General features: G+C 64.0%; 12 protein-coding genes. 11 read left to right on the top strand and 1 reads right to left on the bottom strand.

The features are described 5' to 3' along the window. Nucleotides 1-13 precede the first annotated feature (13 nt). The 10 genes from RFM41_RS19605 (at nt 14) to RFM41_RS19560 (ending at nt 10,419) form a co-directional block, all read left to right on the top strand. Complete coding sequence (locus RFM41_RS19605; protein ID WP_320250508.1) at nt 14-1,321, top strand: ABC transporter substrate-binding protein; 1,308 nt, start codon at nt 14-16, stop codon at nt 1,319-1,321. Continuing rightward, complete coding sequence (locus RFM41_RS19600; RefSeq protein WP_320250510.1) at nt 1,321-2,250, top strand: carbohydrate ABC transporter permease; 930 nt, start codon at nt 1,321-1,323, stop codon at nt 2,248-2,250. Before RFM41_RS19605 ends, RFM41_RS19600 begins: the two co-directional genes overlap by 1 nt. Further along, nucleotides 2,250-3,104 carry a carbohydrate ABC transporter permease gene (locus tag RFM41_RS19595; protein WP_320250512.1) on the top strand — a complete coding sequence of 285 codons (855 nt, stop codon included), beginning with the start codon at nt 2,250-2,252 and terminating at the stop codon, nt 3,102-3,104. Before RFM41_RS19600 ends, RFM41_RS19595 begins: the two co-directional genes overlap by 1 nt. 2 nt (nt 3,105-3,106) lie before the next feature. Continuing rightward, nucleotides 3,107-4,006, top strand: coding sequence for an aldose 1-epimerase (locus RFM41_RS19590; protein ID WP_320250513.1), 900 nt, complete (start codon nt 3,107-3,109; stop codon nt 4,004-4,006). Between the two features lie 154 nt (nt 4,007-4,160). Further along, entirely contained in the window at nt 4,161-4,892 is a 732-nt protein-coding gene (locus RFM41_RS19585) for a FadR/GntR family transcriptional regulator (protein WP_320250515.1), read from the top strand. Next, nucleotides 4,889-6,091: a PLP-dependent transferase gene (locus RFM41_RS19580; RefSeq protein ID WP_320250516.1), complete on the top strand. Its 1,203-nt coding sequence runs from the start codon at nt 4,889-4,891 to the stop codon at nt 6,089-6,091. Before RFM41_RS19585 ends, RFM41_RS19580 begins: the two co-directional genes overlap by 4 nt. A gap of 25 nt (nt 6,092-6,116) precedes the next feature. Further along, nucleotides 6,117-7,394: an ABC transporter substrate-binding protein gene (locus RFM41_RS19575; RefSeq protein ID WP_320250518.1), complete on the top strand. Its 1,278-nt coding sequence runs from the start codon at nt 6,117-6,119 to the stop codon at nt 7,392-7,394. Between the two features lie 182 nt (nt 7,395-7,576). Continuing rightward, nucleotides 7,577-8,500, top strand: coding sequence for a carbohydrate ABC transporter permease (locus tag RFM41_RS19570; protein ID WP_320250519.1), 924 nt, complete (start codon nt 7,577-7,579; stop codon nt 8,498-8,500). Continuing rightward, complete coding sequence (locus RFM41_RS19565; RefSeq protein WP_320250521.1) at nt 8,500-9,348, top strand: carbohydrate ABC transporter permease; 849 nt, start codon at nt 8,500-8,502, stop codon at nt 9,346-9,348. Before RFM41_RS19570 ends, RFM41_RS19565 begins: the two co-directional genes overlap by 1 nt. A 3-nt stretch (nt 9,349-9,351) precedes the next feature. After that, nucleotides 9,352-10,419: an ABC transporter ATP-binding protein gene (locus tag RFM41_RS19560; protein WP_320250522.1), complete on the top strand. Its 1,068-nt coding sequence runs from the start codon at nt 9,352-9,354 to the stop codon at nt 10,417-10,419. Here the strand turns inward: RFM41_RS19560 and RFM41_RS19555 are convergent. Beyond that, nucleotides 10,416-12,209, bottom strand: a complete 1,794-nt coding sequence (locus RFM41_RS19555) for a dipeptide ABC transporter ATP-binding protein (RefSeq protein ID WP_320250524.1) — start codon at nt 12,207-12,209, stop codon at nt 10,416-10,418. The genes RFM41_RS19560 and RFM41_RS19555 overlap by 4 nt on opposite strands. A gap of 193 nt (nt 12,210-12,402) precedes the next feature. Here RFM41_RS19555 and RFM41_RS19550 point away from each other — a divergent pair, with 193 nt between their 5' ends. Further along, nucleotides 12,403-13,761, top strand: coding sequence for an LLM class flavin-dependent oxidoreductase (locus tag RFM41_RS19550; RefSeq protein WP_320250526.1), 1,359 nt, complete (start codon nt 12,403-12,405; stop codon nt 13,759-13,761). Nucleotides 13,762-13,766 lie beyond the last annotated feature (5 nt).

The following is a 13,766-nucleotide window of genomic DNA, read 5'->3' as shown; positions in this document are numbered from 1 at the left end:
ATCGGAGGAAACAATGGCAAATGATGTCTTCGCGAAATCCCTGCTGACGCGTCGCCAGGCGCTTGCGCTCGGCGCAAGTGCAGCACTAGCGGGCGCGCTGCCGCGCGGCGCCTTCGCTGCCGACGAGAAGGTCACGCTCTGGCATGGCTGGACCGGCGCCGACAACACCACCGCGCTCAACGGCGTCATCGACACCTTCAACAAGGGCGGCAAGGGCGTCACCGTCGAGCCGACCGGCTATGACTGGGATACGCTGTTCTCCAAATGGGTGGTCTCCTCGGCCGGCGGTCGCGCGCCGGACCTGGTGCTCTTCCACATCACCGAGCTGCCGGAATTCGCCACGCGCAAGGTCATCCGCCCGATCGACGACGTGGTCGCCTCGTCCGGCCTCGACCTGTCGCAGGTTCCGGATGCCGGCCGCACCGGGGTGACCTTCGACGGCAAGGTCTACGCGGCGCCGCTCGACGTGCATCCGCTCGGCTTCTACTACAATGTCGACATGGTGCAGGAGGCAGGCCTCGATCCGGCCAAGCCGCCGAAGACCGGCGAGGAATTCCTCGAATGGGCAAAGAAGCTGACCGTCAAGGACGGCAGCGGCAAGGTCACGCGTTACGGCTTCGAATTGCCGAACACATGGGCGACGGCGCGCTGGATCTGGTTCAGCCTGATGTACCAGAATGGCGGCACCTTCCTCGACGACAAGGGCCTGGCCGCGGTCGACAGCGAGGCCTCGCAGAAGGCGCTGCAATATCTCGTCGACCTGATCAACGTGCATGGTGTGACCAACCCCGAGGTCGGCGGCAACAAGGGCGAGGATGCCTTCGCCTCGAAGCAGGTCGCCATGAAGTTCATCGGCCCCTGGGAGGTCAATCTGCGCATGGCGCAGAAGATGAATTTCATGACCGCGCAATTGCCGGTATTCGGCCAGAAGGCGGCCGTCTGGGCGAACTCGCATTGCATGGCTGTGTCCAAGCAGAAAAGCGACGACAAGCTCGCCGCCGACGGCACCTTCATGAAGTGGTTCTTCGACAATTTCGCAGCACCCGCCACCACCGTCGGCATCATCCCGCAGAGCAAGGCGGTGCGTGAAAGCGCCGCCTTCACCGGCACCGAGCAATACAAATACTTCAAGTCCTTCGTCGACGACCTGCCCAACATCGTCTACGAGCCGCTGATCCCGCAATATCTCTCGGTCTTCTCTTTCGACAAGCCGACGCCGCTGGTCACCAATCTGCAGGCCGCGCTCAACGGCTCCAAGCCGGTGCCGGACGCCTTGAAGGCGATGAAGGAAGGGCTCGACGCGCAGCTGAAGAAGGGCTGATGACATCGCTGGCATCACAACCGGCGGGCCGCTCCAGCGCCCGCCGCGCATCGGCGCAGGAGGGAGGGGCGGTGCGCAGCGGCATGACGCTCGCCGCCTATCTCTTCCTGTCGCCCTATCTGGCGCTGTTCATCGCCTTCATGCTGTTGCCGACGCTGGCCGCCATCGGCATCAGCTTCATGCGATGGGATATTCTCGGCACGCCTGAATTCATCGGCCTCGACAATTACCGGCAGATCTTCGCCGATCCGCTGTTCCTGACCGCGATCAGGAACACCTTCTATTTCGTCTTCCTGACGGCGATCCCGATGGTCGTTCTTGGCCTGGCTTTAGCAATGCTGCTCGACCAGAAGCTCAAGGGCACCGCCTTTGTGCGCACGGTGGTGTTCCTGCCTTACGTGGTCATGGTCTCGACGGTCGGCATCCTGTGGGGCTGGCTGTTCGACAAGGGCACCGGCCTCGTCAATTACTATCTCACCACCATCGGCATCGAGCCGATCGCCTGGCTGAAGGATACGTACTGGTCGATGCCGGCTTTGGCCATCACCACCATCTGGTGGACCGTCAATACCAACATGATCATCTTCCTGGCGGCGCTGCAGGACATTTCCGAGGAATTGCATGATGCCGCCACGCTCGACGGCGCCGGCCCCTGGCAGCGCTTCGTCTACATCACCTTGCCTTTGCTGCGGCCGGCCATGGCGCTGGTCACCGCGCTCACCATCATCAACGGCTGGCGCGTCTTCGGCCAGGCCTATGTGATGACACAGGGCGGCCCGGAGGCGAGCACCTTCGTCATCGTGCAGTACATCTACCTCACCGCCTTCCAGAATTTCGAGATGGGTCCGGCCGCCGCCGCGGGCGTGGTGCTGCTCCTGATCACGCTGGTCTTCTCGCTGGCCCAGATGAAGCTGATGAAGGCGATCTGATGCAGGACCAGCGCTCCAACCGTGCCGGAAAATCGCTTGGCGGGCGCGCGCTTGCCTATGTGCTGATGGTCGTCGTGACGGCGCTGTGGGGCGCGCCGATCCTGTGGATGCTGGTCACGTCGATAAAACCGGAAAGCGAGATCTACGCCTATCCGCCGGCCTGGATACCGGATGCGCCGACGCTGGAGGCCTATGGCGCGCTGTTCCAGCGCTTCCCCATGCTGACCTGGTTCCACAACTCAGCCGTCGTCGGCATTCTCACCACCGTGCTCACCCTGGCCGTCGATGCCCTGGCCGCCTATCCGCTGGCGCGCATGCAATTTCCCGGCCGCCGCGTCATCATGGGCGTGATTTTCGCGACCTTCCTTTTGCCCTATGAACTGCTCTTCGTGCCGCTGTTCCTTGGCCTGAACAGCTACGGCCTGGTCGACAGCATCTTCAGCCTCACCGTGCCGGCGTCGGCCAACGCCTTCGGCGTCTTCCTGTTGACCCAGTTCTTCCAGGCCGTGCCGAGGGAGCTGGAGGACGCCGCCATCATGGATGGCTGCGGCCGTTTCGGCTTCTTCTGGCGCATCCTCCTGCCGTTGACCAAGCCGGGGCTTGCCACGGTGGCGATCTTCACCTTCGTCGCAAGCTGGAACAACTTCTTCTGGCCGCTGATCGCCACCAATTCCGACGAGACCCGCACGCTTCCGGTCGGGCTGGCGACTTTGGTCGGTGGCGCCGGCATGTCGATGAAGCAGAGCGTGCTGATGGCGTCGGCCGTCGTGGCGACGCTGCCGACGGCGATCTTCTTCCTCGCCTTGCAGCGGCACTTCGTGCGCGGCATCGCCGCGACCGGCATCAAGGGCTGACGATGGCCGATATCGAGATCGCCAGCGAGAGCCTTCGCTGCGTGCTCTCGACGCAAGGCGGGAGTATCTGGCGGTTAGAAGCCGATCTTGGCGGCGGCTGGCAACCGCTGCTGCGCCCGCCGCCGGAAGGTTCGGATCGCGATCCGCTGAAGGCCGGTTGTTTTCCGCTGGTCCCGTTCGGCAACAGGGTCGAAGGCAATCGTTTTCTGTTCGATCGGACCGAGTATCGTCTGAAGCCCAACACACCTTGGGACAACCACTACCTGCACGGCGATGGCTGGCTCGGTGGCTGGACCGTCGAGGACCGCGGTGACGCCGAGGCATCGCTGTCGTTCGAGCTTCAGGGCGAGCTTTATCGCTATCGCGCCACACAACGCTTCCAATGTGAAGGGCCGAGTTTCAAGGCGATCCTTGGCGTGACGAATCTCGGCGAGCGGCCGATGCCGTTCGGGCTCGGCTGGCACCCCTATTTTCCACTGACGCCGGCGACCACGCTCGAAGCGCCGGCGACGGCCTATTGGACGGAAAAAGCGGGCTGGCTCCCCGACGCCCGCACATCGGTGCCTGAAGCGCTTGATTTCAATCACCCGAGAACGCTGCCGCGCCGTTGGGTCAACAACGGTTTTGAAGGCTGGAACGGCACGGCAACCATCGTTTGGCCGGAGCGGCGCACGCGGCTCGGCATCGAGACCGCTCCGGCGCTATCGCACTATTTCCTTTTCGTCTCCGACACGACATTCGATCCGGACTACCGCGAGGACTTCTTCTGCTTCGAGCCGATGAGCCACTCGGCCAACGGCCACAACCTGCTGGATCTCGGTGGCTTGACGGTGCTTGCACCAGGGCAGGGCATGGCCATCTCGATGACATTGTCGTGGGGCGCGACGAAAGATCCGCCGTAACGGAGATTGCCGACGCGCATCCGCGCCTGAAACGACAGGGCCAGCCGAATGGCGCATATGCGCCGTTCGTCCCAGCCTCGTTTCGACTGTTGACTCGTCTCGCCACCTGTGCAGAAATTGGTTGGACCATTGAACCACTTTAGGCTCAGCCGGCGTGACCGACTTCCTACCCCCCATCCAGACCACGGCCCGCGACGACGCGGTGCTGAAGGCGTTGGCGGGCTTTGTCCGGCAGGAAGCCCTGGGCCCGGGCGAGAAGCTTCCGACAGAGCGTATTCTGGCCGAACGCCTCAAGGTCAGCCGCAACACGGTTCGCGAAGCGTTGACCCGCTGGGAGGGGCTCGGCCTCGTCGAGCGGCGGCAGGGTTCGGGCACCTATCTCAAGGCCGCCGTCTCGCCCGACATGCTGCACATGCCGCTGACTTTGGCCGGCGGCAATGATTTCGCCGGCCTGATGCGCACGCTGGAGATTCGCCGCGCGCTGGAGGCTGAGGCGGCCGCGCTTTGCGCCATCCGCGCCGGCAAGGCCGAGCTTGCCGAGATCGAGCGCAAGCTCGACATCATGGAAGAAGCCTTCCGGACGCGCGCCGGCATGTCCTCGGAAGAGGACTGGGAATTCCACCAGGCGGTCTACCGCGCCTCGGGCAATCCGCTGTTCGAGCAGATTATCAGTGCCATGCATGAGCTGTTCCACCGCTTCTGGGAACATCCGCTCGGCGTGCGCGACTTCGGCCATGCCAGTTTCCCCTATCACCGCACCATCTTCGACTGCATCGCCGCGCATGATCCCGAGGGCGCCCGCGCCGAGGCGCTGAAGCTCATGGCCACCGTCGAGGACGATCTGAAGCGCGGTGCCGCCAACCTCAAACTTTCGGACCGCAGATGAACGAGCAGCCCAACACCTTCGACCCGGCCTCCCTCGCCAGCGACTATCTTGGCGAGGCGGCGACGCTTCTGGCGCATGACGATCCGTTTCCGGGCGGCGCGGTGGTGCCGCCGATCTACCAGACCTCGCTCTTCACCTTCGCCAGCTACGCCGACATGGCCGACACCTTTGCCGGCAGAAGAAAGCAGCCGATCTACTCGCGCGGCGACAATCCGACGGTGATGGAGTTCGAGGCGCGCGTGGCGGCGCTCGAAGGCGCTGAAGCCGCGCGCGGCTTCTCGAGCGGCATGGCGGCGATCAGCGCGACCGTGCTCGCCTTCGTCGGCGCCGGCGAGCGCATGGTCGCCGTGCGCAACTGCTATGGCGATGCCTACCGGCTGTTCGAGCGGCTGTTCCCGCGCCTCAACATCAAGGTCGACTATGTCGACGGCGCCGATCCCGACGCGGTTGCCGCGGCCCTTCCCGGCGCCAAGCTGCTCTATCTCGAAAGCCCGACTTCGATGATGTTCGAGCTGCAGGACCTGGAGCATCTGACGCGGCTGGCGAAGGAGCACGGCATCGTCACCACCATCGACAATTCCTGGGCCACGCCCGTCTTCCAGAAGCCGGTCTCGCATGGCGTCGATCTGGTGCTGCATTCGGCTTCGAAATATCTGAGCGGCCACAGCGACACTGTCGCCGGCGTGGTGGCGGGTTCGGCCGCCCACATCAAGCATATCAACGAGCAGACCTATTCGCAGCTCGGCGGCAAGCTGTCGCCCTTCGAAGGCTGGCTGTTGCTGCGCGGCCTGCGCACGCTGCCCCTGCGTTTGCCGCATCACATGAAAAGCGGGCTCATCCTCGCCGAGCGCCTCAAGGCGCATGGCAAGGTCGAGCGGGTCAACCACCCCGCCTATTCGAACCATCCGGGCAAGAAGACTTTAGCCGGCTATGCCGGGCTGTTCTCCTTCGAGGTCACCGAGGACGTCGACATCCCGGCCTTCGTCGACGCGCTGAAATATTTCCGCATCGGCGTCAGCTGGGGCGGCCATGAAAGCCTGGTCGTGCCGGCAAAGGCCTCGCTCGAGCAGACGCCGGGCATCAATTCGATGGCGCGCTTCGGCGTCAGCCCCCGAACCATCCGCTTCAATGTCGGATTGGAAAATGTCGAGGACCTCTGGGCCGACATCGCCCAGGCCTTCGACAGGTCAAAAAAATAAACGGATCAAAATGGGAGTCCTGAAGATGAAAAGACTGACCTTCATGCTTGCCGCCGTAGCCGGCCTGGCGATTTCCGCCAGCGGCGCGCTGGCCGACACCACCATCAAGCTGGTCGAGGTCATCACCAGTCCGCCGCGCACCGAATTCCTGAAGAAGCAGATCGCCGAGTTCGAGAGCGCCAATCCCGGCATCAAGGTGGAGGTGGTCTCGCTGCCCTGGGGCCAGGCCTTCGAGAAATTCCTCACCATGGTGCAGGCCGGTGACACGCCCGACGTCGTCGAGATGCCGGAACGCTGGATGGGCCTCTACGCCAACAACGGCCAGCTCGAGGATCTCGGCCCCTATATGGCCAAGTGGCCGGACGCCAAGACTCTCGGCGATCGCGCCAAGCAGTTCGGCTCGACCGTCAACAACACGCAGTTCATGATCCCCTACGGCTATTATGTGAATGCGCTGTTCTGGAACAAGAAGCTGTTCAAGGAAGCCGGCCTCGACCGGCCGCCGGAAAACCTCGACGAGTTCGTCTCCTTCTCCAAGAAGATCTCGGCGCTTCCCGGCAAATACGGCTACTGCCTGCGTGGCGGTCCGGGTGCCTTCAACGGCATGCACATGTTCATGAACATCGCCGACGGCAAGGGCGGCTATTTCACCGACGACGGTGTCTCGACCATCAATGACGCGGGCTCGATCAAGGGCCTGCAGATGCTGGCTGACATGTACAAGGACGGCCTGGCGCCGAAGGACGCCGTGAGTTGGGGCTTCAACGAGACGGTGACCGGCTTCTATTCCGGCACCTGCGCCATGCTCAACCAGGATCCGGACGCGCTACTCGGCATCGCCGACAAGATGAGCGCCGACGACTTCGCTGTCGCGCCGCTTCCCGTCGGCCCGAGCGGCAAATCCTATCCGACGCTGGGCTATGCCGGCTGGGCGATGTTCGCCAATTCCCAGCACAAGGACGAGACCTGGAAGCTGATGGCCACGCTGCTGTCGCCCAAGGATAACCTGGAATGGGCCAAGGAAGTCGGCGTCATCCCGATCCACAACGGCGCCGACCAGGATGCGCATTTCAAGACCGAGCAGTTCAAGGGCTGGTTCACCGAGCTTAGCGACAGCTCCAAATATGAAATGGTGACGCCGCCGACCCATCTGGAAAACCTCGGCAACTTCGTCGACCAGGTGGCGATCAAGAACTTCCAGGAAGTGCTGCTCGGCCAGAAGCCGGCCAAGGACGTGGCCGACGAATGGGCCAAGTTCCTGACCAAGGAACAGCAGGACTGGCTGGCGAAGAACAAGAAGTAGCACCCTTCTTCCTTCTCCCCGTTTCACGGGGAGAAGGTGGCCCGAAGGGTCGGATGAGGGGCAGCGCCCTCCTTTCAGAAGTTAGCGCCGCCCCTCATCTGCCTACCGGCATCTTCTCCCCGTTCAACGGGGAGAAGAACGCTGTCGCCAACGCCGGTCCCACCCTCCACCGCGAGCACCGTATGACCTACGCAGTGTCCGAAATCCGATCCGCCGCCCCGCCGCGCAAGCGGCGGCTGAGCAAGGCCGCGATCGAGCCATGGCTCTATCTTTCGCCGGCCATCGTCCTGCTGGTCCTGGTGCTTCTGGTGCCTTTGATCATCGGCATCAGCTACTCCTTCCGCAAATTCTCCGCCTTCAAGTCGCAATATGTCGGGCTTGCGCAATACCAGGCGATGCTCTCCGACGCTGTGCTCGGCCAGGCGCTCATCAACACGCTGTGGTGGACGGTCGCCAGCCTGTTCTTCCAGTTCTTCCTCGGCATGGGCCTGGCGCTGCTGCTCGACAAGCCCTTCTACGGTCGCAAAGTCGTGCAGGCGGTGGTATTCCTGCCCTGGGCGGTGCCGTCCTTCCTCTCCGGCCTCACCTGGGCCTGGCTGTTCAACCCAATCATCGGGCCCTTGCCGCACTGGCTCTATGCGCTGGGCCTGAAGGCCGAGCCGACCAACATCCTGTCCGATCCCGCCACCGCCATGTGGGGACCGATCATCGCCAATGTCTGGTTCGGCATTCCCTTCTTCGCCATCACGCTGCTTGCCGCGCTGAAATCGATCCCGTCCGAATTGCATGAGGCGGCCGCAATAGACGGCGCCTCGCCCTGGCAGCGCTTCACCAAGGTGACGCTGCCCTTCCTGGCGCCGACCATCGTCATCACCGTCATGCTGCGCACCATCTGGATCGCTACCTTCGCCGACCTGATCTTCGTCATGACCGAGGGTGGGCCTGCCGGTTCCACAAGCACGGTCCCCGTCTACATCTATGTCAGCGCCTTCAAGTCGCTCGACAAAGGCTATGCCTCTGCCGTGGCGGTGCTGCTTCTGGTGCTGCTCATTGTCTACGCCATCGGGCTGATCGCCATCCGCCGCACGCTGGTGAGGCACGTCTAATGATCGCCGGTCGCTCCACTTCCTCGCGCATCTTCGGCGGCATCGGCCTCTACGCGGCGATAGCCGCTTACGTGATCTTCGCGCTGTTCCCGATCTTCTGGACACTGAAGATCTCGGTCACGCCCGAGCGCCTGCTCTATACCGAAGGCATCACCTTCTGGCCGTCGCAGACGACGTTCAAGAACTTCGCCACCGTGCTCGAAGCGTCCGACTTCCCGCGCTATTTCCTCAACAGCGTCATCGTCTCGGTGTCGACAGCCGCGTTTGTCACGGTCATCGCCACGCTCGCCGGCTATGCCATGTCGCGCTTCACCTTCCGCGGCAAGGCGACGCTGGCGATCCTGCTGCTGCTCACCCAGACCTTCCCGCTGGTCATGGTCATCCCGCCGATCTACCGCATCATGGGCGATCTCGGCCTGACCAACAGCCTGATCGGCCTGATCATCATCTACACCGCCTTCAACACCGCTTTCGCCACCTTCCTCATGCAGTCCTTCTTCGACGGCATCCCGAAGGACCTGGAGGAGGCGGCGATGATCGACGGCTGCACCCGCGCGCAGGCGATGCGCCGGGTGATCGTGCCGCTGACCTTGCCCGGCATGGGCGCGACGCTCGGCTTCGTCTTCACCGCCGCCTGGAGCGAATTGCTGTTCGCGCTGATGCTGATCTCCAGCGACGAGCAGAAGACTTTTGCGGTTGGGCTGCTCACCTTCATCGGCAAGTTTGCCGTCGACTGGGGGCAGATGATGGCCGCCTCCATCCTGGCGCTGATCCCGGTCTGCGTCTTCTTCGCCTTCCTGCAACGCTATCTCGTCACCGGCCTCACCGCCGGCGCGGTCAAAGGATAAAAGATGGCTTCCGTCACGCTGCAACATGTCGAGAAGGATTACGGCGCGCTGCGCATCCTGCACGGCGTCGATCTTGAGATCGCCGATGGCGAGTTCGTCGTCCTGGTCGGCCCGTCGGGTTGCGGCAAGTCCACGCTCTTGCGCATGATCGCCGGCCTCGAAGAGGTCACCGGCGGCGAGATCCATATCGGCGAGCGGCTGGTCAACGACGTGGCGCCCAAGGACCGCGACATCGCCATGGTGTTCCAGTCCTACGCGCTCTATCCGCACATGGACGTCTCCTCGAACATGGGCTTCAGCCTGATGCTGAAGAAGGCCGAGAAGACGACGATCGAAGGCCGCGTGGGCGCCGCTGCCAAGCGCCTCGGCCTCGACTCCTATCTCGGCCGCCTGCCGCGCCAATTGTCCGGCGGCCAGCGCCAGCGCGTCGCCATGGGCCGCGCCATCGTGCGCGACCCGAAAGTGTTCCTGTTCGACGAGCCGCTCTCCAACCTCGACGCCAAATTGCGCGTCCACATGCGCGCCGAGATCAAGGCGCTGCACCAGCAGCTCAAGACCACTTCGGTCTATGTCACCCACGACCAGGTCGAGGCCATGACTATGGCCGACCGCATCGTCGTCATGCATGACGGCTATGTCCAGCAGGTCGGCCGCCCGCTCGAGCTTTACGACCGTCCGGCCAACACCTTCGTCGCCGGCTTCATCGGCTCGCCGGGCATGAATTTCTTGCCGGCTAAGGTGGCCAAGGGTGGCAAGGCCGACGCCGTGCTCGCCGACGGCCAGAAGCTCAGATTGCCGGATGGCCTGCCACTTAAGGACGGCGATGACCTCACCATCGGCCTGCGGCCCGAGCACATCAAGCTGGTCGATGACGGCGCGCTGAAGGCCGGGGTCGAGGTGGCCGAGCCGCTCGGCCTGTCGACGCAATTCTATGTCCGGCTGGCCAACCAGCAGATCTGCGTCTTCGTCATGGGCCGCAGCGATGTGAGGCCGGGCGACACGATCCGCCTCGCCGCCGATCCGGCGGCGCTGCATCTGTTCGACCCGAAGAGCGGCAACCGGATCGGCTAGGCCAATTCGCTTCTTCGCCTGCAGGCGATCAGATGGCCGCCGCCAACATCGGCAGCGGCAGGTTCTGCTTCCCGGCAGCTGGCTAAGGCAAGAGGACAACGATCGGCGAACGCACACCCGGCATGCGTTGTCTCTGCCGCCGCTTCGGCTGAGATTGCCGGCGCATTGTCCGAGGACGCGGCCAGCAGCAGCTTCGTGTAGGGGTGGTTGGGTCCGCGAAAGACCTGTTCCGATGCGCCGGTCTCGACCAGACGGCCGCGATAGAGCACGCCGATCCTGTCGGCCATGTAGCGCACGACCCTGAGGTCGTGGCTGATGAACAGATAGGTGGTGTCCTGGTCGCGCTGCAGGTCGTTGAGCAGGTTGAGCACCGTCGCCTGCACCGAGACGTCGAGTGCCGAGGTCGGTTCGTCCAGCACCACCACTTTCGGCGCGCCGGCAAAGGCGCGCGCGATCGCCGCCCTCTGCCGCTGGCCGCCGGAGAGCGAGCGTGGCTTCTGTTCCACGGTTGTGTCCGCCAGCCGGACGGAGCGCAGCAGCTCGGCGACGCGGTTCTTTGCATCTCTCCGGCCAAGGCCGGCAAGCCGCCGCAACGGCCGGCTGATGATCCGCCCGATCCGGTGGCGCGGATTGAGCGTGCGGTCGGGCGACTGGAAAACCATCTGCACGTCGCGCCGTTCGCTGGCGGCGCGCTTCTCTGCGCGCGACGCGACCGTCCTGCCGAACAGCTCAACCGATCCCTGGCTGGGTGCTTGCAGCCCGGTGACGATCCTGGCCAGCGTCGACTTGCCCGACCCGGATTCGCCGATCAGGCCGAAGGTCTCGCCTTGCCCGACGCGGAGCTCGACATTGTGCAGCACGGGCTGCGAACCGAACGAATGGCTGACGCCCTTGCAGGCAATGGCGGTCCGGCGTTGCGGGGCCAGACCGGTTCGGCGAGCGGCCGCCTGGATGCGGCCTGCCGAGCCGGTCTCGGCCAGCCGGCCGTCATGCTTGGTGAAATCGAGCGCCGGGATCGAGGCGATCAGCGCCTTGGTGTAGGCATGGGCGGGATTCTCGAAGACATCCTCCGCATCGCCGCTCTCGACCACGGCGCCCGACTGCATGACCGCGACGCGGTCGCAGGAGCGGCGGATCAGGTTGATGTCGTGGCTGATCAAAAGGATGCTGGTTTTGTGGTCGCGGCGCAGATCGTCGAGGATGGCAATCACTTCCGACTGCACGCTTGCATCGAGCGCCGTCGTCGGCTCGTCCAGCACCAGCAGCGCCGGGTCGAGCGCGATGGCGATGGCGATGTTGGCGCGCTGCTGCATGCCGCCGGACAACTCGTGCGGATAAAGATCGAGCACCCGCTCGGGATTGGCGACCCGCACGCGCTTGAGCAATTCGGCTGAGCGCCAGCGCGCTTCCTCGTGGCGGACCGGGCGGTGGCGCATGATCGTCTCGCCGATCTGCCGGCCGATCGTCATGGCCGGGCTGAGCGCGGCGCCCGGATGCTGGTAGACGGCCGCGATGCGGTCGCCCCTCAGGCCGCGCAGGTCTTCGCTGGACAGCCCACGGATTTCCCGACCCTGGAATTCCAGCGCCGAGGCCGCCAGGTGGGCATTGCCCGGCAGGTAGCGCAATATGGCCAGAGCCACGGAGCTTTTGCCCGAGCCGGATTCGCCGACCAGTCCCAATGCTTCGCCCTGGCCTATGGAGAGCGACACGCCATCGACGGCGGATTGCCATCCTCTTTTCCCGCCATAGGCGATGGAAAGTTTCTCCACGTTCAGCACCGAAGGGGACATTGAGACCTCGAAATCGCTTTCTGCCGGTGCCCTAATCAAGGGCAATCGCTTCCGCTTATTTAGTACATAATCTCTATAAAATTACTCGAATTAATGACGAGCGCAATCTAGCCTTTTTGCAAATTGGAGATCGCGGGTCGTGCCGAGCAACGCGGCGTCCGTGTCTCTCCCAAGGATTTGCAAGGAGGCCTGCATGGCGCGAAACCAGTTGATCCTGAGCGCATTTTTCTTCAACCCGCAGGGCGATCACCGCATGTCGTGGCGGCACCCGCGTGCGCCCGGCCGGGAAGTGCTTGGCTTCGACTACTATCGCGAGCTGGTCCAGGCCGCCGAGCGTGCCAGGATCGACACGATCTTCGTCGCCGACCACGTATCGATCTGGGATTCGGTGAAGAGCGGCGTCGCGCACTACGCCAATGCCCGCCTCGAGCCGTTAACGCTTTTGTCGGCGCTTGCCGGCGTGACCAAGCATATCGGCCTTATCACCACTGCGTCGAGCTCCTATAGCGAGCCCTACAATGTGGCGCGCCTGTTCGCCTCGCTCGACCACATCAGCGGCGGCAGGGCGTCGTGGAACGTCGTCACCTCGGCCATGGACGAGGAGGCGCGCAATTTCGGCCGCGACGGCAATATCGAGCATGCCTTCCGCTACCAGCGCGCCGCCGAATTCCTCGATATCGTCAAGGGATTGTGGGACAGCTGGGAGGACGAAGCCCTGCTGTTCGACAAGGAAACCGGCTATTTTGCCGATCCGGACAAGGTCCATGTGCTCGACCATCGCGGCGCCCATTTCAAGGTGCGCGGGCCGCTCAACGTCTCGCGGCCGCCGCAGGGCCATCCGCTGATCGTCCAGGCAGGTTCCTCGGAAGACGGCAAGAATTTCGCCGCCGCCCATGCCGATGCGCATTTCGCCATCTACAGCACCAGGGAAGACGGCATCCGGTATCGTGAGGACATCAACGACCGTCTCGCCCGTCACGGCAGGCGGCCGGAAAGCTTCAAGATCCTGCCGGGCATCCTGCCGATCGTCGCCGCCTCCGAGGCCGAGGCGCGCGACAGACAGGAGTACCTGCAGACGCTGCTGCCGGACCGCGTCGGCATCGATCTCCTGTCGAGCTGGAGCGGCATCGACCTCTCGGCCTATCCGCCGGACGGCCCGCTGCCGCAGCTTCCGGACGAAAGCACCTTCAATGGCGGGCGCACCTCGCTCAACCGGGTCAGGCAGTGGGCCTCGCAGAACCTGACCCTGCGCGAGATCGCCCGCAAGCTCGCCAACAGCGGCTCGGTGCCGACCGTCGCCGGCACGCCGAAGCAGATTGCCGACCAGCTGCAGGACTGGTTCGAGGCGGGAGCCACCGACGGCTTCAACCTGATGTTCCCGCTGCTGCCGGAGGACTGGATCAACTTCGCCGAACAGGTCGTGCCCGAGCTGCAGCGCCGCGGCGTCTTCCCGACCGAATACGCGCCAGGAACGCTGCGCGACCGCTTCGGCCTCGCCCGCCCCGCCAACCGCTTCGCCGAGCAGCGCGCCAATCAGCGCGCCGTGTCCTGAGGAGA

The organism is Mesorhizobium vachelliae, assembly GCF_033977325.1.
Taxonomy (GTDB): Bacteria; Pseudomonadota; Alphaproteobacteria; order Rhizobiales; family Rhizobiaceae; genus Mesorhizobium; species Mesorhizobium vachelliae.
The sequence above is the reverse complement of the archived record's forward strand: the minus strand, read 5'-3'. Positions and strand labels throughout refer to the sequence as shown.

Excerpts from the sequence above, each read along its gene's own strand:
- RFM41_RS19605 (WP_320250508.1), top strand. The coding sequence starts at position 14 with ATGGCAAATGATGTCTTCGCGAAATCCCTGCTGACGCGTCGCCAGGCG.
- RFM41_RS19600 (WP_320250510.1), top strand. The coding sequence starts at position 1,321 with ATGACATCGCTGGCATCACAACCGGCGGGCCGCTCCAGCGCCCGCCGC.
- RFM41_RS19595 (WP_320250512.1), top strand. The coding sequence starts at position 2,250 with ATGCAGGACCAGCGCTCCAACCGTGCCGGAAAATCGCTTGGCGGGCGC.
- RFM41_RS19590 (WP_320250513.1), top strand. The coding sequence starts at position 3,107 with ATGGCCGATATCGAGATCGCCAGCGAGAGCCTTCGCTGCGTGCTCTCG.
- RFM41_RS19580 (WP_320250516.1), top strand. The coding sequence starts at position 4,889 with ATGAACGAGCAGCCCAACACCTTCGACCCGGCCTCCCTCGCCAGCGAC.
- RFM41_RS19575 (WP_320250518.1), top strand. The coding sequence starts at position 6,117 with ATGAAAAGACTGACCTTCATGCTTGCCGCCGTAGCCGGCCTGGCGATT.
- RFM41_RS19570 (WP_320250519.1), top strand. The coding sequence starts at position 7,577 with ATGACCTACGCAGTGTCCGAAATCCGATCCGCCGCCCCGCCGCGCAAG.
- RFM41_RS19565 (WP_320250521.1), top strand. The coding sequence starts at position 8,500 with ATGATCGCCGGTCGCTCCACTTCCTCGCGCATCTTCGGCGGCATCGGC.
- RFM41_RS19560 (WP_320250522.1), top strand. The coding sequence starts at position 9,352 with ATGGCTTCCGTCACGCTGCAACATGTCGAGAAGGATTACGGCGCGCTG.
- RFM41_RS19555 (WP_320250524.1), bottom strand. The coding sequence starts at position 12,209 with ATGTCCCCTTCGGTGCTGAACGTGGAGAAACTTTCCATCGCCTATGGC.
- RFM41_RS19550 (WP_320250526.1), top strand. The coding sequence starts at position 12,403 with ATGGCGCGAAACCAGTTGATCCTGAGCGCATTTTTCTTCAACCCGCAG.